The 19557-nt window shown below is 66.4% G+C and carries 19 protein-coding genes and 1 pseudogene; 8 read left to right on the plus strand and 12 right to left on the minus strand.

The window, feature by feature from the left end:
* On the minus strand, positions 1 to 653 hold a 653-nt coding region (locus G3N98_RS19295; protein WP_206148942.1), incomplete at its 3' end, for a C40 family peptidase.
* A 236-nt stretch (positions 654 to 889) separates the two neighbouring features.
* Complete coding sequence (locus tag G3N98_RS19300) at positions 890 to 2692, minus strand: PhoH family protein (RefSeq protein WP_089425590.1); 1803 nt, start codon at positions 2690 to 2692, stop codon at positions 890 to 892.
* On the opposite strand from G3N98_RS19300, the pseudogene G3N98_RS40350 reads away from it, so the two are divergent.
* A pseudogene (locus tag G3N98_RS40350) lies at positions 2588 to 2832 on the plus strand (hypothetical protein); the annotation flags it as partial. The gene G3N98_RS19300 and the pseudogene G3N98_RS40350 overlap by 105 nt on opposite strands.
* Before the next feature lie 192 nt (positions 2833 to 3024).
* On the opposite strand, the gene G3N98_RS19305 reads toward G3N98_RS40350, so the two are convergent.
* From G3N98_RS19305 to G3N98_RS19345, 9 genes are all read right to left on the minus strand, one after another.
* Positions 3025 to 3486 (minus strand): peroxiredoxin, encoded by a 462-nt coding sequence (locus G3N98_RS19305; protein ID WP_006756046.1) that lies wholly within the window; start codon positions 3484 to 3486, stop codon positions 3025 to 3027.
* A 107-nt stretch (positions 3487 to 3593) separates the two neighbouring features.
* Positions 3594 to 4490, minus strand: a complete 897-nt coding sequence (locus G3N98_RS19310) for a polysaccharide deacetylase family protein (protein ID WP_089425589.1) — start codon at positions 4488 to 4490, stop codon at positions 3594 to 3596.
* 13 nt (positions 4491 to 4503) lie between these two features.
* On the minus strand, positions 4504 to 5559 hold the full coding sequence (locus tag G3N98_RS19315; protein ID WP_006482864.1) for a bifunctional UDP-4-keto-pentose/UDP-xylose synthase: 1056 nt from the start codon (positions 5557 to 5559) through the stop codon (positions 4504 to 4506).
* On the minus strand, positions 5556 to 6503 hold the full coding sequence (locus tag G3N98_RS19320) for a formyltransferase (protein WP_089425588.1): 948 nt from the start codon (positions 6501 to 6503) through the stop codon (positions 5556 to 5558). The genes G3N98_RS19315 and G3N98_RS19320 overlap by 4 nt, the downstream gene beginning before the upstream one ends.
* Positions 6500 to 7537, minus strand: coding sequence for a glycosyltransferase (locus G3N98_RS19325; protein ID WP_089425587.1), 1038 nt, complete (start codon positions 7535 to 7537; stop codon positions 6500 to 6502). The genes G3N98_RS19320 and G3N98_RS19325 overlap by 4 nt, the downstream gene beginning before the upstream one ends.
* Positions 7538 to 7543: 6 nt before the next feature.
* Positions 7544 to 8695, minus strand: a complete 1152-nt coding sequence (locus G3N98_RS19330; protein ID WP_089473022.1) for a DegT/DnrJ/EryC1/StrS aminotransferase family protein — start codon at positions 8693 to 8695, stop codon at positions 7544 to 7546.
* 134 nt (positions 8696 to 8829) lie between these two features.
* Complete coding sequence (locus G3N98_RS19335; protein ID WP_089473021.1) at positions 8830 to 9201, minus strand: EamA family transporter; 372 nt, start codon at positions 9199 to 9201, stop codon at positions 8830 to 8832.
* 13 nt (positions 9202 to 9214) lie between these two features.
* Positions 9215 to 10891, minus strand: a complete 1677-nt coding sequence (locus G3N98_RS19340; protein WP_089473020.1) for a glycosyltransferase family 39 protein — start codon at positions 10889 to 10891, stop codon at positions 9215 to 9217.
* Positions 10892 to 11015: 124 nt separating this feature from the next.
* The gene (locus tag G3N98_RS19345; protein WP_012328660.1) at positions 11016 to 11390 is read right to left on the minus strand and encodes an Mth938-like domain-containing protein; all 375 of its coding nucleotides are present in this window, start codon (positions 11388 to 11390) and stop codon (positions 11016 to 11018) included.
* Between the two features lie 316 nt (positions 11391 to 11706).
* Between G3N98_RS19345 and G3N98_RS19350 the strand changes: the two genes are divergently transcribed.
* The 6 genes from G3N98_RS19350 (at position 11707) to G3N98_RS19375 (ending at position 18044) form a co-directional block, all read left to right on the plus strand.
* Positions 11707 to 12945: a pyridoxal phosphate-dependent aminotransferase gene (locus G3N98_RS19350; RefSeq protein ID WP_089425584.1), complete on the plus strand. Its 1239-nt coding sequence runs from the start codon at positions 11707 to 11709 to the stop codon at positions 12943 to 12945.
* 52 nt (positions 12946 to 12997) lie between these two features.
* On the plus strand, positions 12998 to 14326 hold the full coding sequence (locus tag G3N98_RS19355; protein ID WP_174972727.1) for a homoserine dehydrogenase: 1329 nt from the start codon (positions 12998 to 13000) through the stop codon (positions 14324 to 14326).
* A gap of 12 nt (positions 14327 to 14338) precedes the next feature.
* Complete coding sequence (gene thrC, locus G3N98_RS19360; protein ID WP_206148943.1) at positions 14339 to 15790, plus strand: threonine synthase; 1452 nt, start codon at positions 14339 to 14341, stop codon at positions 15788 to 15790.
* A 242-nt stretch (positions 15791 to 16032) separates the two neighbouring features.
* Positions 16033 to 17280 (plus strand): gephyrin-like molybdotransferase Glp, encoded by a 1248-nt coding sequence (glp, locus tag G3N98_RS19365; protein WP_089473017.1) that lies wholly within the window; start codon positions 16033 to 16035, stop codon positions 17278 to 17280.
* Between the two features lie 19 nt (positions 17281 to 17299).
* On the plus strand, positions 17300 to 17557 hold the full coding sequence (moaD, locus tag G3N98_RS19370; protein ID WP_089425581.1) for a molybdopterin converting factor subunit 1: 258 nt from the start codon (positions 17300 to 17302) through the stop codon (positions 17555 to 17557).
* Positions 17558 to 17567: 10 nt separating this feature from the next.
* The gene (locus tag G3N98_RS19375; RefSeq protein ID WP_043188206.1) at positions 17568 to 18044 is read left to right on the plus strand and encodes a molybdenum cofactor biosynthesis protein MoaE; all 477 of its coding nucleotides are present in this window, start codon (positions 17568 to 17570) and stop codon (positions 18042 to 18044) included.
* Positions 18045 to 18111: 67 nt separating this feature from the next.
* On the opposite strand, the gene G3N98_RS19380 is transcribed toward G3N98_RS19375, so the two are convergent.
* On the minus strand, positions 18112 to 18672 hold the full coding sequence (locus tag G3N98_RS19380) for a group III truncated hemoglobin (RefSeq protein ID WP_206148944.1): 561 nt from the start codon (positions 18670 to 18672) through the stop codon (positions 18112 to 18114).
* A 248-nt stretch (positions 18673 to 18920) separates the two neighbouring features.
* Between G3N98_RS19380 and G3N98_RS19385 the strand changes: the two genes are divergently transcribed.
* Positions 18921 to 19436 (plus strand): Rrf2 family transcriptional regulator, encoded by a 516-nt coding sequence (locus tag G3N98_RS19385; protein WP_089425579.1) that lies wholly within the window; start codon positions 18921 to 18923, stop codon positions 19434 to 19436.
* Positions 19437 to 19557 lie beyond the last annotated feature (121 nt).

Consider the following 19557-nt stretch of genomic DNA (forward strand, 5'->3'; position numbering starts at 1 on the left):
TGCCGCGGCGCAGCGGCAGTCACGACCACCGGGGCCGGTGCGGCCGCCGGCGCGCTGCGCGGCTCGTCGCGCTTCGCCTCGTAGGTCGGCGAATCGAACGGCGTTGGCGCCCCACGCGGCGGCGCGACGCGGCGAATGCCGTCGAAACGCTTGGCCCAGTACGGGTTCGTCAGGTAGTCGAGTCGCACGGTGCCGCCCGTCGACGGTGCGTTGACGAAGCGCAGCTTGCCGACATAGATGCCGACGTGCGAATGCGGCCGTCCGGTCGTATTGAAGAAGATCAGGTCGCCCGGCGCGATCTGGTCGGGCTCGATCGACACGCCACGGCCGCTCATGTCGGCCGTCGTGCGCGGCAGGTTCACGTCGGCCGCCCGGCCGATCACGTAGCGCACGAGCCCGCTGCAGTCGAAGCCGCTCGTCGGCGTGTTGCCGCCCCAGCGATACGGGACGCCGACGAGGCTCATCGCCTGGATCGAGATTTCTTCCTGGCCGACGCTGTGATCGACGAATTTCGGGAAATTGGCGGGGGCGGGGAATGCGCGCGGCGTCGTGATCCTCATGCCCGAATCGGAGCGCGAGGCCGACTGCGGCGGCACGCTGGAGCAGGCCGCAAGCAGGGAAACGACGGCGACGGGGACCCAAATTCGAAGCATGGCGAGGCGGGCGAGCGCGGCGCACTCGCGAATCGTATGACAACAGACAGACCCGATGGTAGACGCTCCGGCGGGGCTTAAGCAACCATTCCTGAGAATTTACTTGAAGTTTCGCGCGTAAACTGCGTTGTTGCGTGACGAAGCGTTACTTACGTCTTCGACCCCAAATAAAAACGGCGCTCCTGAAAGGAGCGCCGCGATGCGTCGAAAACCGGCCGACGGGCCGGCCTGTCGCGTTACAGGATGTCCGACGCGTAGTCGGCGAGCCGCGAGCGTTCGCCGCGCGCGAGCGTCACGTGGCCGCTGTGGCCCCAGCCCTTGAAGCGGTCGACGACGTACGTGAGGCCCGAGCTGCCTTCGGTCAGGTAAGGCGTGTCGATCTGCGCGATGTTGCCGAGGCACACGATCTTCGTGCCCGGGCCGGCGCGCGTGACGAGCGTCTTCATCTGCTTCGGCGTCAGGTTCTGCGCCTCGTCGATGATCAGGTACTTGTCGACGAACGTACGGCCGCGCATGAAGTTCATGCTCTTCACCTTCAGGCGCGAACGGATCAGTTCCTGCGTCGCGGCACGGCCCCATTCGCCCGCAGCGTCGTCGGTCTTCTGCAGCACTTCGAGGTTGTCGTCGAATGCGCCCATCCACGGCTGCATCTTCTCTTCCTCGGTGCCCGGCAGGAAACCGATGTCCTCGCCGACCGGCACGGTCGCGCGCGTCACGATGATCTCGTTGTAGCGCTTGTCGTCGAGCACCTGCGCGAGGCCGGCCGCGAGCGCGACGAGCGTCTTGCCGGTGCCGGCCTGGCCGAGCAGCGTGACGAAGTCGATCTCGGGGTTCATCAGCAGGTTCAGCGCGAAGTTCTGCTCGCGGTTGCGCGCGGTGATGCCCCACACGTTGTTCTTGTGGTGGCTGTAGTCGCGCAGCGTCTGCAGCAGCGCCGTCTTGCCGTTCAGCTCGCGGACGATCGCATGGAACGTCGGCTCGCCGTTCTGCGGCTCGAGATAGACGAACTCGTTGACGAGCATCGACGCGACGAGCGGGCCGGTCACGCGGTAGTACGTGGTGCCCGTCTTCGTGTCCTGCCAGCTCTCCATGCCCTTCGCATGCTTGGTCCAGAAGTCCTGCGGCAGTTCGCGCACGCCGTTGTACAGGAGGTCCTTATCCTCGAGCACCTGGTCGTTGAAGTAGTCTTCCGCGGGCAGGCTGAGCGCGTGCGCCTTGATCCGCATGTTGATGTCTTTCGACACCAGCACGACCTGACGATCGGGCCGGTCGCGCTGCAGCGCGCGCACGACGCCGAGGATCTGGTTGTCGGCCTTGCCTTCGGGCAAGCCTTCGACGGGCGCGATGTCCGCCAGCTTCGTCTGGAAGTACAGGCGGCCGAGCGCCTCGCGGCTGCCGAGGCGCGACAGCGGGATGCCGGCCGTGATCGGGCCGGCATCGGCGACGAGCGCGTCGAGCGTGCGGCTGACCTGGCGTGCGTTGCGCGCGACTTCGGACATCCCCTTCTTGTGGTTGTCGAGTTCCTCGAGCGTCATCATCGGCAGATAGACGTCGTGTTCCTCGAAGCGGAAGAGGCTGCTCGGGTCGTGCATCAGCACGTTGGTGTCGAGCACGAACAGTTTCTGCAGTTCGGCTTCGGCAGGCTTGCGGCTGCGCGACTTCGTCGCGGCGCCGGTATCGCGCGCCGGTGCGGCAGCCGGTTTGTCGGCAGCCGGTTTGTCGTTGCGTGCAACGACGGGTGCCGCGGGTTCGGCGGGCGCCGGCATCGGCTGCAGCAGGGCAGCCGTCTGTTTGGTCTTGCGGCCGCGAGCGGGTGCGCTCGCGGCATCTTGCGCCGAAGACGCGACGGCGCGCAAAGGCGCGGCCGTGTTCGCGGCTTCGGTCATCGGTTGGGCCACGCTCGCCGGACCAAAGTCACCGGCTGTGGATGCGTCCCCTTCGGCGGATTTCTTCGCGGCTTTCGCGGGCCGCGCTTTCGCCTTGTATTCGTCGGGCGGCAGCAGGCTGCCGAGCTTGCTGGGGGGGGTAGGCAAAGGCATGGTGTCCCTCGGGAGGAATCGTGTCGCATGGCGTGCGCCGCTGATCGCATCCTGCGTGACGTAGACGCATGCAGTTTGCGCGCGGTGGCGCACAGGAAGTTCGTCTAGCCGGTTCGCCTAAGTGTCGATCAGCTCCTTGACGCGGTGAGGGCCGGACCGAGGCCCGGCGCGCAATCCATAAAAAAAGCCGCTGCCTCGTCGATAGAGGCATGCGGCTTGGCTGATACGGTCGTAATGCGCGTCAGGTGCCGGCAAGCATCGCAACGAGCACCGGCGCAGCTACGAGAAATATGGGGCGAACTGGCATTCATTGCGGCCCAATATAACGCGCCTCAAAGCGCTTGTACAGCACTTAGCACGTCGTCCACATGACCCGGTACCTTGATGCCGCGCCATGCCTGGCGAAGCACGCCGTCGGCATCGATCAGGAACGTGGATCGCTCGATTCCGCGCACTTCCTTGCCATACATTTTCTTCATCTTGATGACATCGAACAGCGCGCACAGCGCCTCGTCGGCATCGGAAATCAGCGGGAACGGCAGTTCGAGCTTTGCCTTGAAATTGTCATGCGAGCGCAGGCTGTCGCGCGACACGCCGATGACTTCCGCACCGGCTTTCTTGAACTTCGGATAGAGATCGCGGAACTGCAGCCCTTCGGTCGTGCAGCCTGGCGTGTTGTCCTTCGGATAGAAGTACAGCACGAGTTTCTTGCCCTTCAGGTCGGACAGCGAAATGTCGCCGCCCGTGGCCGGTGCGGTGAAATCGGGAACTTGACGGTCAACTTCGACGGACACGTGTTTCTCCTGTTGTTATGGAAAGGCGCCGCTGCGGCGGCGCGGTACGGCGGGGCGTCGCGGCAGCGCGCCGCAAGGGCGCAGCGGCGACGCCGGCTCGTGCGAACTCAGTCGGGCTGGACGATCAGTTCGCCGGAGCGGCCGGGGATTTCGCCCCACGTGACAGGGTACGATGGCAGCGAGTCGCGGTCCAGCGTCGCGTGGTAGTCGCCCATCGTCGCGAACGTATGGCCTTGCGCGCGCCAGCCGGCGAGCAGTTGCTCGAACACGGGCGCGAGCTTCTGGCCTTCCAGTTCCGCATGCAGCGTGAACACCTGGTCGTGCGGATTGGTTTCGGTGAACTTGAGGATGTGCGCGGCGACGTTGTGCGTGTCGACGCCGTCGATGCCGAGCACTTCGTCGAGCGTCGGCAACGTGGTGGGCATCTGCACGTGCGACAGCGTGCGGCCGTTGACGACGGGCAGGTACGGCGAATGGCCGCGGCCGTCGGATGCGTAGCGCATCCCCCATGCGTCGATCTGCTCGAACGCGGAATCGTTCATCTGCCAGCCGGCCGCGCCGTGCGTGACGGGCGGCGCGCCGAAGACCTCGATGAAGCGCGCGTGACTCTTCTGCATTTCACGCGCGGTCCAGTCGCGATCGCGCGCGCGGACGTTGTCCTGCCAGTACACGTGATCCCACGTGTGGATCCCGCATTCGAAGCCGGCCTCGTGAATCGCGCGCATGTCGGCGATCGCGCGGCGGCCGATGTCGGGGCCCGGCAGCAGGACGCCGTACATCAGCTGCTTCACGCCGTAGTGCTCGACCACCGACGTGCGCGACACTTTCTTCAGGAAGCCGGGGCGGAACACGCGCCGCAGCGCCCAGCCCGTGTGATCGGGCCCGAGGCTGAAGAGGAAGGTCGCGCGCGCATTGAAGCGGTCGAAGATGCGCGCGAGGTTCGGCACGCCTTCGCGCGTGCCGCGCAGCGTGTCGACGTCGATCTTGAGGACGATGCGAGCCAAGCGAACGTCCCGATCAGCCTTGCTGTTCGACGAGCGCGCGTGCGTCGGCGACGTGGCCGCGATACGCTTCGAAGATGTTGCGCAGTGCGTCGTCGAACGTCGCTTGCGGCGCCCAGCCGAGTTCCTGCATCGTGTTGTCGATCTTCGGCACGCGGTTCTGCACGTCCTGGTAGCCGTTGCCGTAGTAGGCGCCGGACGTCGTCTCGACGAGCTTCACCTGCTTGGCCGAATCGGCGTACTCGGGGAATTCCGCCGCCAGTTCGAGCATCTTGTGCGCGAGTTCGCGAACCGAGAAATTGTTCTTCGGATTCCCGATGTTGTAGATCTTGCCCGACGCGACGCCGTCCTTGTTCTCGATGATCTTCATCAGCGCGCTGATGCCGTCGCCGATGTCGGTGAACGCGCGCTTCTGCGAGCCGCCGTCGACGAGGCTGATGTTCTCGCCGCGCACGATGTGGCCGAGGAACTGCGTGACCACGCGCGAGCTGCCTTCCTTCGGCGTGTAGATCGAGTCGAGGCCTGGGCCGATCCAGTTGAACGGGCGGAACAGCGTGAAGTTCAGGCCTTCCATCCCGTAGCCCCAGATCACGCGGTCCATCAGCTGCTTCGAGCACGCGTAGATCCAGCGCGGCTTGTTGATCGGGCCGTAGGTGAGGGCCGATGCATCCGGGTCGAACTGCTCGTCCGAGCACATGCCGTAGACCTCGGAGGTCGACGGGAACACGAGGTGCTTGCCGTACTTGACGGCCGAACGCACGATCGGCAGGTTCGCCTCGAAGTCGAGTTCGAACACGCGCAGCGGTTGCTGGACGTAGGTGGCGGGCGTCGCGATCGCGACGAGCGGCAGGATCACGTCGCACTTCTTCACGTGATACTCGACCCACTCCTTGTTGATCGTGATGTCGCCTTCGAAGAAATGCATCCGCTCGTGGTTGACGAGGTCACCCAGCCGATCGGTCTGCATGTCCATGCCGAACACTTCCCAATCGGTGGTTTCAAGAATGCGCTTCGACAGGTGATGGCCGATGAAGCCGTTCACACCCAGGATCAGGACTTTTTTTGCTTTCATGAATGACGGGAAGAATGAATGAACTGCGCGAATTCCGCGGGCGTCACGACGGTTTCGCTGCCGTCGCGCTGCTGCCACAGCTCGAGAATGGATAGGGCGCGGCTGTCGCCGCAGACGCCGAATAGCGCATTATCGCTTACGTGCAGGCCGGGCGGCAAATCTGCCGCGGCGGCCGCCGCCGCGCTGCCGGGCGCCGCCAGGCGCGCGCGCGCGATCACGAAACGCGTGCCGTCGACGTCCGTGAACGCGCCCGGATAGGGGGGCGCGACCGCGCGCACCAGGTTGTAGACCTGCGCGGCCGGCTTCGACCAGTCGACGCGGCCGTCCTCGGGCTTGCGCCCGCCGTAGTAGCTGCCGGTCGAGAGATCGTTCGGCAGGTGCGGCGCCTCGCCCGCGAGCAGCGCGGGCAGCACGCGCCAGAGCGTCTGCTCGGCGGCGACCGTGACCTTGTCGAACACCTGCGTGGCCGTGTCGTCCGGCAGGATCGGCACCGCGGTCTGGCCGATGATCGCGCCGGCGTCGGGCTTCGCCGCCATCTCGTGCAGCGTCGCGCCGGTTTCGGTTTCGCCGTTCAGCACCGCCCAGTTGGTCGGTACCCGACCCCGGTATTTCGGCAGCAGCGACCCGTGCATGTTGTACGCGCCCTTCGGCGCGATCGCGAGCAGGTCCACCGGCAGCATGTGCCGGTAGTAGAACGAGAAGATGAAGTCCGGCTGCGCGTCGGATACCGCGCGGCGCAGCGCCGGATCGGCGGGATCGGCCGGCGTGACGACCGGAATGCCGTGCTCGGCCGCGACGGACGCGACGCTGCCGAACCAGATGTTCTCGTTCGGGTTGTCCTCGTGCGTGACGACGAGCGCGACGTCGACGCCGCGCGCGAGCAGCACCTGCAGGCAGCGCACGCCGACGTTGTGATACGCGAAGACGACTGCGCGCGGCTTCATTGCGCGGTACCCGTGCGGTTCGCGCCGGCCGGCACCGGCGGCACGCCGTCGTGCTGCTCGAGCACGGCCTGGATCAGGTAGCGCGGCCGTGCACGCACCTGCTGGTAGATGCGGCCGACGTATTCGCCGAGCAGGCCGAGCGCGAAGATGATCACGCCGAGCAGGAAGAACGTGATGGCGAACAGCGTGAACACGCCTTGCACTTCCGCGCCGACGATGAAGCGTCGCACGAGCAGCAGCACGAACAGCGCGGCGGAGCCGAGCGACAGGATCACGCCGATGAACGACAGCCACTGCAGCGGCACGACCGAGAAGCCCGTCACGAGGTCGAAGTTCAGCCGGATCAGGCTGTACAGCGAGTACTTCGACTCGCCGGCGAAGCGCTCCTCGTGCGCGACCTCGATTTCGGTCGGTTTCTGCGCGAACGTGTACGCGAGGGCGGGGATGAACGTGTTGACTTCGCCGCACACGTTGATCGTGTCGATGATGCGGCGGCTGTATGCGCGCAGCATGCAGCCCTGGTCGGTCATCTTGATGCGCGTGATGCGCTCGCGCAGGCGGTTCATCATCTGCGACGCCTTGCGCCGCCACAGGCTGTCCTGGCGCTGCTTGCGGATCGAGCCGACGTAGTCGTAGCCCTCGCGCATCTTCGCGATCAGCTTGCCGATTTCCTCGGGCGGGTTCTGCAGGTCGGCGTCGAGCGTGATGACGATCTCGCCGCGCGATTGCGCGAAGCCGGCGAGGATCGCCATGTGCTGGCCGTAGTTGCCGTTGAGCAGCACGATGCGCGTCGTGTCGGGACGGACGTGGAACTGATCGGCGAGCATCGCGGCCGAGCGGTCGCGGCTGCCGTCGTTGATCAGGATCACTTCGTATGACGTGTCGAGTGCGTCGAGCGCCGGATACAGCCGCGCGAACAGCGCAGCGAGGCCGTCTTCCTCGTTGTACACGGGGATGATGACCGATACTTCGGGCCGGCCGGCGTCCAGGTGCCCGGCGGCCGGATGCCCGGCGCGTGCTTCAAGGTGACTCATGTACGCTTATTTTCCGTATTGTTCACAAATCTGGTTGATGGCGTCGACCACGCGACGCACGTCGCCGTCCGTCATCTGCGTGAAGAGCGGCAGCGTGACGGTCGACGCGCCGTACCGTTCGGCGTGGGGGAACATGCCCTCCTTGAAGCCGCGTGCACGGTACAGCGTGAAAAGATGGATCGCCGGGTAGTGGATGCCCGTGCCGATGCCGCGTTCCTTCATCTGCGCCATGAACTCGGCGCGGGTGATCGTCAGGCGCTCGAGCGGCAGCGTGATCAGGAACATGTGCCAGTTGCCGTTCTCGAATTCGGCGATCGGCAGGCCGACGCCGAGCTTCACGGCTGCACTGCCGTCGAAGGCGGCGAAGTAGGCACGCGCAAGCGCGCGGCGCTGCGCGGTGAAGCGTTCGAGGTGCGGCAGCTGGCCGAGGCCGACGCGCGCGGCGACGTCGGTCAGGTTGTACTTGCCGCCGAGCACGTCGCAGTCCATCCCGTCGAAGCCCGTGCGCGTGATGCCCTGCAGCCGGTACTTCTGCGCGAGCGTCGCTTCTTCCTCGTTGTTCAGCACAAGTGCGCCGCCTTCGATCGTCGTCAGGTTCTTGTTCGCGTGGAAGCTGAACGACACGATGTCGCCGATCGCGCCGATGCGCTTGCCGTTCCACGTCGAGCCGAACGCCTGCGCCGCGTCCTCGATCACGCGCAGCTTGTGCGCGCGCGCAATGGCGTACAGGCGGTCCATGTCGACCGGCAGGCCGGACAGGAACACGGGGATGATCGCCTTCGTGCGCGGCGTGATCGCCTGCTCGAGCTTGTCGAGGTCGATGTTGCGCGTGACGGGATCGATGTCGGCGAACACGGGCGTCGCGCCCGTCTCGAGGATCACGTTGCTGGTCGAGACCCACGACGCCGGCGTCGTGATGACTTCGTCGCCGGGGCCGACGCCCGCAATGCGCAGGCCGATCTCCAGCGTGCAGGTGCCCGAATTGAACGCGCGGACCGGACGGCCGCCGCAGTACTCGGACAGCGCCGCTTCGAATTTCTGGCTCTGCGGGCCGGTGGTGATCCAGCCCGAGCGCAGCACGTCGACGACGCCCTGGATGGTTTCCTCATCGATCTCGGGGCGGGTGAACGGCAGAAACGGAGCGGTAGTCTGGCTCATGTACGCTTTTGGCCTGTAATGGCGTGTAATAAAAGGGTCGGGCGATCCCGGCCGAAACCGGCATTAAACACCGGTTGGCGGAATCGCACCGTGATTTTTTGTAGGCAGACGCTTAATGCGCGCGGCGGGCGTGCTCAGCTTCGCGCGAGCACCAGCACGCCGATCAGGATGATGCCGATGCCGACGAGCCGCTGGACCGACAGCACTTCGCCGAACAGGTACCAGGCCGCGAATGCGTTGACGACGTAGCCGAGCGACAGCATCGGGTACGCGATCGACACGTCGACCCGCGACAGCCCGACGATCCAGACCACGACGCTCAGCACGTAGCAGCCGAGGCCGCCGATGATCGGCAATTGGGTCGCGATCTTCAGGCCGACCGGGACAATGTTCGCACGGCTGAATTCGAAGTGTCCAACGGCGTTGACGCCGGCTTTCAGCAGAAGTTGCGCACAGGCGTTGAGCATCACGCCGGTGATGATGCAGACGAACGAAACGGGATTCATGCAGCGGGCGTCCTTACGATTGCGGTTTCTCGACGATCACGCGGCGGTTGTCGCGTGCAATCACGCGCATCGGCACGCCTTGCTTGACCAGGTTGTCGTACTCGCCGGGCGGCATGATCGCGAGCGCATGGGTTTCCTGCTTCCAGCGCGTGATCCACTCGTCGACGGTCGGAATCCACTTGTTCGGCTCCATCGAGATCCCGAACGCGAGCTCGTCCTGGCGCTGGACCATGATCGTCGTGTGGCCCATGTAGAACGGGAACGTGTGATCGAGCATCTCGATCGAGTAGAACGGCGTGTCGGCCGGCAGTTTCGCCAGTTCGGCGCGCACGGTGGGCGCGAGCAGCGCGCCGGAGCTGTAGCGGCCGAATTCGTCGTGACCGGTGCCGCCGATCGTGCCGAACGCGAGCCAGGCGGCGCCGAAGGCCGCGAGCGCGGCGGCCACGCCCGCGCGGCGGTTCAGCCATGCGGCCGCGAGGGTCAGCGCGGCCGCGACCGCGAGGCCCGCGTACAGCCACATCTGGAACGCGCGGTACAGCGCGTTCGGCGTGCGGGCATCGCCCTGGTACGCGAGGAAGATGATCCCGAACGCCGCGACGACGAGGAACACGAGGTAGCCGAGCAGGTGGCGGCGGAACCGGTCGGCGCTGATCAGCGGCAGGTACGCGCCGATGATCAGCGCGAGCGCCGGCGCGACCGGCAGCACGTACGAGATCAGCTTCGAATGCGACGCGCTGAAGAACAGGAAGATGAATGCGCTCCAGATCAGCAGCACGAGCATCGGAGAGAAGCCGTTCGGCTGGCGCGGCATCCGCAGCGCATGGCGGATGCTCTGCCACGCGACCGACAGCCACGGCAGGAAGCCGACCAGCAGCACGGGCACGAAGTAGTAGAGCGGGCCCGGGCGGTTCTGCTCCGGGGTCAGGTACCGGCGGAACTGCTGGACGATGAAGAAGAAGTTGAAGAACTCGGGGTTGCGCTGCTGGACGAGCACGAACCAAGGCGTGACGATCGCGAAGAAGATCACGAGGCCGCTCACCAGGTACAGGCGCTTCCATAGCGCCCAGTCGCGCGCGATCAGCGTATAGAGCACGAGCACGGCGCCGGGGAGGATCAGGCCGACGAGGCCCTTCGACAGCACCGCGAACGCCATTGCGGCCCAGCATGCCCACATCCAGCCGCGTGCCGCGGCCGGGCGCAGCCCGGGCCGCTGCGCGAGCAGCAGCGAGCACAGCGACAGCGCCATCCAGAACGCGAGCCCCATGTCGAGCGCGTTGAAGTGGCCCATCAGGTTCCAGTACGGCGACGACGCGAGCACGACGGCGGCGAGGAAGCCCGACAGCGGGTTGAACAGGCGCGCGCCGGTGTAGCCGACCAGCAGGATGCCGGCGAAGCTCGCGACGGCCGTGTAGAGGCGCGCCTGCCATTCGCCGATGCCGAACCACGCGAACGTGAGCGCGTTCAGCCAGGTCTGCAGCGGCGGCTTCTCGAAATACTTGTAGCCGTTGTAGCGCGGCGTGATCCAGTCGCCGGTGACGAACATCTCGCGCGCCATTTCCGCATAGCGGCCCTCGTCGCTCGGGATCAGGTGGCGCAGCCCGAGCGGCGCGAACCAGACGATCGCGAGCGCGATGACGAGGAGGACGAGCGTGATGCGATTGAGCGGTAGCCTCGACGGCGTATCGTTCATGGATTTTCAGCCTGTTGGTTATTGTGACGGGCCGCCGGCGGGTTGCGCCGGGGGCGGGCGGCCTGGCCGGGCCGATCCGGGGGATCGACCCGCTGCGCCGGCCCGAGTTTTACCGCATCGGGGATTAACGTTCAATTAAGAGCGCGGCGGCGACTTTGCGGCCCTCGGCCATCAGGATGTTGTAGGTGCGGCAGGCCGCCTGGAAATCCATCGTCTCGACGCCGATCCGCTTCGCCGTGAGCGCCGCGACGAGCCGCGGGTGCGGGAAGCGCAGCCGCGCGCCGCTGCCGAAGATCACGAGTTCGGGTGTCGGGTCGAGCAGCATCGCGAAATGCTCGGGCGCGAGCGCGTCGAACGACGACACGGGCCATGCCTGGACCGGCGCGCCGGGCAGCACGATGACGCTCGTTTCATGGCGTTCGAGATTGACGTCGACATAATCGGGGCCGTAGCCGGTGACGGTGTTGAGCGCGCCGCTCGTGTCCTGGTGCAGTTTCAAATCGGTATTCCGCGGTTCCGTAGGGGGAATGTATCGCAGGGCCACACGGGCCCGGATGGCCGGTTTCGCTTGCCCGAGCACACGGGACGCCTGACGGCGCGGGCCCGGCGCGGCTATGGTGCATTGCGAAAGTCAGCCAAAATCCGCTAAATTATAACTTTTTGGTCGCCCCCGGGCGCCACTTGCGTCGCGCGTCGCCACAAGCCGCGCCCGACCGCCCGCTTTTTCCCCAGTCTAGACAGCGCGCACAGACCGGCCGCTTTCCAGTTTTGATCCCGTCCCCCGGCCGCAAGGCCAACCCAGGAACCGTGTCGTCGTGAAACCGATTCAGAAGTCGAACAAGCTGCTCAACGTCTGCTACGACATCCGTGGCCCGGTGCTCGAGCACGCGAAGCGCCTCGAGGAAGAAGGCCACCGCATCATCAAGCTGAACATCGGCAACCTCGCGCCGTTCGGTTTCGACGCGCCGGACGAGATCATCCAGGACATGATCCGCAACCTGCCGACGTCGTCTGGCTATTCGGATTCGAAGGGCGTGTTCTCGGCGCGCAAGGCCGTGATGCACTACACGCAGGAAAAGGGCGTCGTGGGCGTCGGCCTCGACGACATCTACATCGGCAACGGCGCGTCCGAGCTGATCGTGATGGCCACCCAGGCGCTCTTGAACGACGGCGACGAAGTGCTGCTGCCCGCGCCCGACTACCCGCTGTGGACGGCGGCGGTCAGCCTGTCGGGCGGCACGCCGGTGCATTACGTCTGCGACGAGCAGAACGCGTGGATGCCCGATCTCGACGACATCCGCCGCAAGATCACGCCGAACACGAAGGCGCTCGTCGTGATCAACCCGAACAACCCGACGGGCGCGCTTTATTCGGACGAATTGCTGCTCGAACTGCTCGAGATCGCGCGCCAGCACGGGCTGATCGTGTTCGCCGACGAGGTGTACGACAAGATCGTCTACGACGGCCTCGAGCACACGGCCCTGGGTTCGCTGTCGGAGGACGTGATCACCGTCACGTTCAACAGCCTGTCGAAGAGCTATCGCTCGTGCGGCTATCGCGCGGGCTGGATGGCCGTGTCGGGCCTCGGCGGCGACAACCGCCGGCACGCGAAGGATTACCTCGAAGGGCTCGGCATCCTGTCGTCGATGCGCCTGTGCGCGAACGTGCCCGGGCAGTTCGCGATCCAGACGGCGCTCGGCGGCTACCAGAGCATCAACGAGCTGATCGTGCCGAGCGGGCGCCTGTACAAGCAGCGCGAGCTCGCGTACGACATGCTCACGTCGATCCCGGGCGTGACCTGCGTGAAGCCGCAGGCCGCGCTGTACATGTTCCCGCGCCTCGACCCGAAGCTCTATCCGATCCAGAACGACCAGCAGTTCATTCTCGACCTGCTGCTCGAGGAGCGCGTATTGCTCGTACAGGGCACGGGCTTCAACTGGACGACGCCGGATCACTTCCGCGTGGTCTTCCTGCCGAACCTCGACGACCTGACCGATTCGATCAACCGGATCGCACGCTTCCTCGACGGCTACCGCAAGCGCCATTCGGCCTGAGCGGCACGGCCACACGGACTCACTACTACTTACTCATTCGATCACACGCAGCATGGAACCGATCAAAGTTGGCCTGTTGGGCTTCGGCACGGTGGGCAGCGGCACCTTCACGGTGCTGGGCCGCAACCAGGAAGAAATCAAGCGACGCGCGGGGCGCGGCATCGAGGTGACGCGCATTGCGGTGCGCAACCCGGCCAAGGCGCTGGCTGCGCTCGGCGGCGACGCCGGCGCCGCGCAGATCACCGACGATTTCAATTCGGTCGTCGATGATCCGTCGATCGCGATCATCGCCGAGATGATCGGCGGCACGGGCATCGCGCGCGAGCTCGTGCTGCGCGCGATCGCGAACGGCAAGCACGTCGTGACGGCCAACAAGGCGCTGCTCGCGGTGCACGGCACCGAGATCTTCGAGGCCGCGCGCGCGAAGGGCGTGATGGTCGCGTTCGAGGCGGCCGTCGCCGGCGGCATCCCGATCATCAAGGCGCTGCGCGAAGGCCTGACCGCGAACCGCATCCAGTACATCGCGGGCATCATCAACGGCACGACCAACTACATCCTGTCGGAAATGCGCGATCGCGGGCTCGACTTCGCGACCGCGCTGAAGGCCGCGCAGGAGCTCGGCTACGCGGAAGCCGATCCGACCTTCGACATCGAAGGCGTCGACGCCGCGCACAAGGCGACGATCATGAGCGCGATCGCGTTCGGCGTGCCGGTGCAGTTCGAGCGCGCGTACGTCGAGGGCATCAGCAAGCTCGACGCGACCGACATCCGCTACGCGGAAGAACTCGGCTACCGGATCAAGCTGCTCGGCATCACGCGCCGCGCCGAAAACGGCATCGAGCTGCGCGTGCACCCGACGCTGATCCCGGAGAAGCGCCTGCTCGCGAACGTCGAAGGCGCGATGAACGCGGTCGTCGTGCACGGCGACGCGGTCGGCACGACGCTGTACTACGGCAAGGGCGCGGGCGCGGAGCCGACCGCATCGGCCGTGGTCGCCGATCTCGTCGACGTCACGCGCCTGCACACGGCGGACCCGGAGCATCGCGTGCCGCACCTCGCGTTCCAGCCCGACAGCCTGTCGAACACGCCGATCTTGCCGATCGAGGAAGTGACGAGCGGCTACTACCTGCGCCTGCGCGTTGCCGACCAGACCGGCGTGCTGGCCGCGATCACGCGCATCCTCGCCGAATCGGGCATCTCGATCGACGCGTTGCTGCAGAAGGAGTCGGAGCAGGTCGACGACGCGAAGGGCGAAACCGACATCATCCTGATCACGCACGTCACGGTCGAGAAGAACGTGAATGCGGCGATCGCGCAGATCGAGAGCCTGGCGACGGTGGTCTCGAAGGTGACGAAGCTGCGCATGGAAGCGCTGAACTGAGCTGAGGACGACATGAACTACATCTCCACGCGCGGCGCCGGCATCGGCGAGCGCCACACGTTCTCCGACATCCTGCTCGGCGGTCTCGCGAAGGACGGCGGGCTCTACCTGCCGGCCGAGTATCCGACGGTGTCCGCCGACGAGCTCGCACTCTGGCGCACGCTGTCGTACGCGGATCTCGCGTTCGAGATCCTGTCGAAGTTCTGCGACGACGTGCCGGCCGACGACCTGCGCGCGATCACGCGCCGCACGTACACGGCCGACGTGTACCGCAACACGCGCCATGGCGAGAACGCGTCCGACATCACGCCGCTGAAGACGCTCGGTACCGAGAACGGCGCGCCGATCTCGCTGCTCGAACTGTCGAACGGCCCGACGCTCGCGTTCAAGGACATGGCGATGCAGTTGCTCGGCAACCTGTTCGAGTACACGCTCGCGAAGCACGGGCAGTCGCTGAACATTCTCGGCGCGACGTCCGGCGACACGGGCAGCGCGGCCGAATACGCGATGCGCGGCAAGGCCGGCGTGCGCGTGTTCATGCTGTCGCCGCACAAGAAGATGAGCGCGTTCCAGACGGCCCAGATGTTCAGCCTGCAGGATCCGAACATCTTCAACCTCGCGGTCGAAGGCGTGTTCGACGATTGCCAGGACATCGTGAAGGCCGTGTCGAACGATCACGCGTTCAAGGCACAGCAGAAGATCGGCACGGTCAACTCGATCAACTGGGCACGTGTCGTCGCGCAGGTCGTGTACTACTTCAAGGGTTACTTCGCGGCGACCCGGTCGAATGACGAGCGCGTGTCGTTCACGGTGCCGTCGGGCAACTTCGGTAATGTCTGCGCAGGCCACATCGCGCGGATGATGGGGTTGCCGATCGCGAAGCTCGTGGTCGCGACCAACGAGAACGACGTGCTCGACGAGTTCTTCCGCACGGGCGCGTATCGCGTGCGCAGCGCCGAGAACACCTATCACACGAGCAGCCCGAGCATGGACATCTCGAAGGCGTCGAACTTCGAGCGCTTCGTGTTCGACCTGCTCGGCCGCGATCCGGCGCGCGTGATGCAGCTGTTCCGCGACGTCGAGGAGAAGGGCGGCTTCGATCTCGCGGCGAGCGGCGATTTCTCGCGCGTCGCCGAGTTCGGTTTCGTGTCGGGCCGCAGCAGCCACGCGGATCGCATCGCGACGATCCGCGACGTGTTCTCGCGCTATGACACGATGATCGACACGCATACGGCCGACGGCGTGAAAGTCGCGCGCGAGCATCTCGACGCGGGCGTGCCGATGGTCGTGCTCGAGACGGCGCAGCCGATCAAGTTCGGCGAGACGATTCGCGAAGCACTCGATCGCGAAGCCGAGCGGCCGGCCGCATTCGACGGTCTCGAGGCGCTGCCGCAGCGTTTCGAGGTCGTGAAGGCCGACGCGCAGCAGGTGAAGGACTTCATCGCCGCCCATACGGGCGCATGACGCACGGCCGGGCCTGCGGGCCCGGTTGAGCGGGACGGCCGGAACGCCGATTCGTCGAACGGATCGGGGTTCCGGCCGTTTCGTTTGACGGTGCCGCGCGGCTATCGACGCGCTACACCGAAACAAGTGTCAGACCGGCGTGCTCGCGCGAATCACAGTTTCCGCATGTCGGCCATATCGCGCGCCCGCGCGACGGCGTCGCTACAATGACGTATTGAATCCAACGATCCCCGATTCCATCGATGTCGAACCCGAATCCCGCGGCGCCGCGCGCGCCGATGCTGTCGACCGCCGAGGCACTCGCCGCGCTGCTCGATGCCGCGAAGCCGTTGCCCGGCGCCGAAACCGTCGCCACGCTCGACGCGCTCGGCCGCGTGCTGACGGCCGACGTGAGCTCGCCGCTCGACGTGCCGCCGATGCATACGAGCGCGATGGACGGCTATGCGGTGCGCGTCGCCGACCTGCTGCATGGCGAGCGGCGCTTGCCGGTGTCGCAGCGCATTCCGGCCGGTCATCCGGCCGCGCCGCTTGCTGCCGGCACGGCCGCGCGGATCTTCACCGGCGCGACGGTGCCGCCCGGCGCCGACGCCGTCGTGATGCAGGAACAGACGTCGGCCGACGGCGATGCAGTCGAGATCCTGCACACGCCGAAGGCCGGTGAATGGATCACCGCGCAGGGCGCGGATATCCGGCAGGGCTCGGTGATCCTGCCCGCCGGCACGCGGCTCACGCCGCAGGCGCTCGGCCTGGCCGCGTCGGTCGGCTGCGCGCAATTGCCGGTTGCGCGGCGGATTCGCGTCGCGGTGTTCTTCACCGGCGACGAACTGACGATGCCGGGCGAGCCGCTGAAGCCCGGCGCGATCTACAATTCGAACCGCTTCACGCTGCGCGGGCTGCTGGAGCGGCTCGGCTGCCACGTGACCGACTACGGGATCGTGCCCGATTCGCTCGCCGCGACGCGCGACACGCTGCGCGAGGCTGCACGCGATCACGACGTGATCCTGACGAGCGGCGGCGTGTCGGTTGGCGACGAGGATCACGTGAAGCCGGCCGTCGAGGCCGAAGGGCGGCTCGCGCTGTGGCAGATCGCGATGAAGCCCGGCAAGCCGCTTGCGTACGGCGCGGTGCGCCGCGGCGACGATCGCCCTGACGCGCACTTCATCGGACTGCCCGGCAACCCGGTATCGAGCTTCGTCACGTTCCTGCTGTTCGTGCGGCCGTTCCTGCTGCGCCTGTCCGGCGTGCGCGATGTCGCGCCGCGCGCGCTGTCGCTGCGTGCCGACTTTTCGCAAAACAAGGGCGACCGGCGCAACGAATTCCTGCGTGCGCGCGTCAACGCGGCCGGCGGCCTCGACCTGTTCCCGAACCAGAGCTCGGCGGTGCTGACGTCGACGGTGTGGGGCGATGGCCTGATCGACAATCCGCCGCAGCACGCGATCAGCGCCGGCGAGACCGTGCGTTTCATTCCGTTTTCCGAACTGCTGTCGTAACGCGACGGCTTCCCGAACCATGAAGATTCAACTGAAATTTTTTGCAAGCGTGCGCGAGGCACTGGGTGTCGCCGACGAGCAGGCCGACGTGCCGGACAGCGTCACGACCGTGGGCGACGTGCGCGCGTGGCTGCGCGTGCGCGGCGGTGCGTGGGCCGAGACACTCTCGGAAGGGCGCGCACTGCGCATGGCGTGCAATCACGAAATGACCGATCCCGACACGCGGCTCACCGAAGGCTGCGAAGTCGCGTTCTTTCCGCCGGTGACGGGCGGGTGAGGCGCCGGCGATGGCAACGGTACGAATCCAGACCGACGACTTCGACCTGAACGCCGAGGTCGCGGCGTTGCGTGCGCGCAACCCGAAGATCGGCGCGGTCGCGTGCTTCGTCGGCACGGTGCGCGACCTGAACGAAGGCGATTCGGTGGCCGCGATGGAGCTCGAGCACTATCCGGGGATGACCGAGAAGGCGCTCGAGAAGATTGCCGCCGAGGCCGGCCGGCGCTGGCCGGGCATCGACGTCGCGATCGTGCATCGTGTCGGCCGGCTCCTGCCGCTCGACCAGATCGTAATGGTCGCAACGGTGGCGTCGCACCGCGGCGATGCGTTCGCGTCGTGCGAGTTCGTGATGGACTACCTGAAGACCGAAGCGCCGTTCTGGAAGAAGGAAACGACGCCGGATGGCGAGCGCTGGGTCGATGCGCGCAGCACCGACGATGCCGCGCTCGCGCGCTGGGGCATCGAATCGGGGAACACACGGCGCTGAGCGTGGCGCCAGGGTAATGCGGCGCTATGCCGCATGCGCGCCAAGCGTCGCGCGTGACGGCTGCCCGTTACGCGTCCGGATCGCCGCTGCGCCCGATGATCTTCATCGGAAACGGCTCACCGCGGGCACGCGACGGCAACGCGTGCGGATCGTCGCCTGCATCGCGACGGCGCGGCGCGATCGCGTCGAGCAGCGCCTGCTGCTCGGGCGGAATCGGGTAGTCCCAGCCGAACCGGCTCAACTGGAGGCTCTGCGCGATCCGCAGCGCCGGCTCCATGAAGCGGATCGCCGCGGGCGGCGCGTAGCGCGCCTCGACGGTCTTCAGGAACAGCGACAGCCAGCGGCTGAAATGGGCCGGCTCGATCCCGTCGAGCGGCTGGTGCGCCTGCTGCACGTTGCCGCGATAGCCCTTGGTGCCGAGCACGAGGCTCGACCAGAACGTGACCATCTTCGGCAGGTGGTCGTCCCAGCGGCCGGCCAGCTTCGCGTCGAACACGGGCCCGAGCAGCGGATCGGCGCGCACGCGGTCGTAGAACGCGTAGACGAGATCGCGGATGTTCGCTTCGGTCGGCTCGGTGTCGCGTGGGCGGGCCGGTGCGGTTTCGGGCGAGGCGGGCAGGACGGTCATGGCAAAAGGGCCGGCAGAAATAGGCAACGACAGGGGCGGCGCGGGCATCGAGTAGGACACCGGCCGAATTTTGACGCAAAATAGCGTCCAACACCCCTGAAAAACGTGTAAGTGTCACGCATCTTATTGCGCGCGCGCCATCCCGGCAACCCGGGGCCGCGGAGCAGGGCCGTCAGCCGGCCTCGTGCGCATCCCGGTCGGCCCGGCTCACGTCATCGGGGCACGATCGATTTTTTCCGTATTCGCCCATGAGACTCACCGACTACACCGACTATTCGCTGCGCGTGATGCTGTACCTTGCCGTGCGCGGCGAGGGGCTCGCTACGATCCAGGAGATCTCGGACGCCTACGGCATCTCGAAGAACCATCTGATGAAAGTCGTGCAGCAGCTCGGCGAGCTGGGGTGGGTCGACACCGTCCGCGGTCGCAATGGCGGGCTGCGGCTGTTCCCGGAATCGTTGCAACTGACCGTCGGCGAGGTCGTGCGTGCGACCGAGAGCGATTTCGCGCTGGTCGGCTGCTTTTCGGCCGAGGGCGAATCGCGCGGCTGCGTGATCGAGCCGCATTGCCGGCTGAAGGGCGTGCTGGCGGCCGCGCGCGATGCATTTTTCGCCGAACTCGACCGTCACACGCTCGGCGAACTGATCGAGCCCGCTTCGCCGCTCGCCGCGTTGCTCGGCATCCACCCGGTCGTGCGCCTGCGCGCCGAGCCTTTGCCGGAAGACGCACCAGCGTCCGTCGAGCCGCCGTCGACGGCCGGCTGATACGCGCTCGCCGCGCGTCTCGATCCGGCCGTGGCCCGTGCCGGGGCCGCTTCAAGGATATCCATCGATTTTTGCGCTGAATCAACCCGAATTTCGCTTGAAAGCCGCATAACCATCCTCA

Source organism: Burkholderia sp. Tr-20390 (genome assembly GCF_017104595.1).
Taxonomy (GTDB): domain Bacteria; phylum Pseudomonadota; class Gammaproteobacteria; order Burkholderiales; family Burkholderiaceae; genus Burkholderia.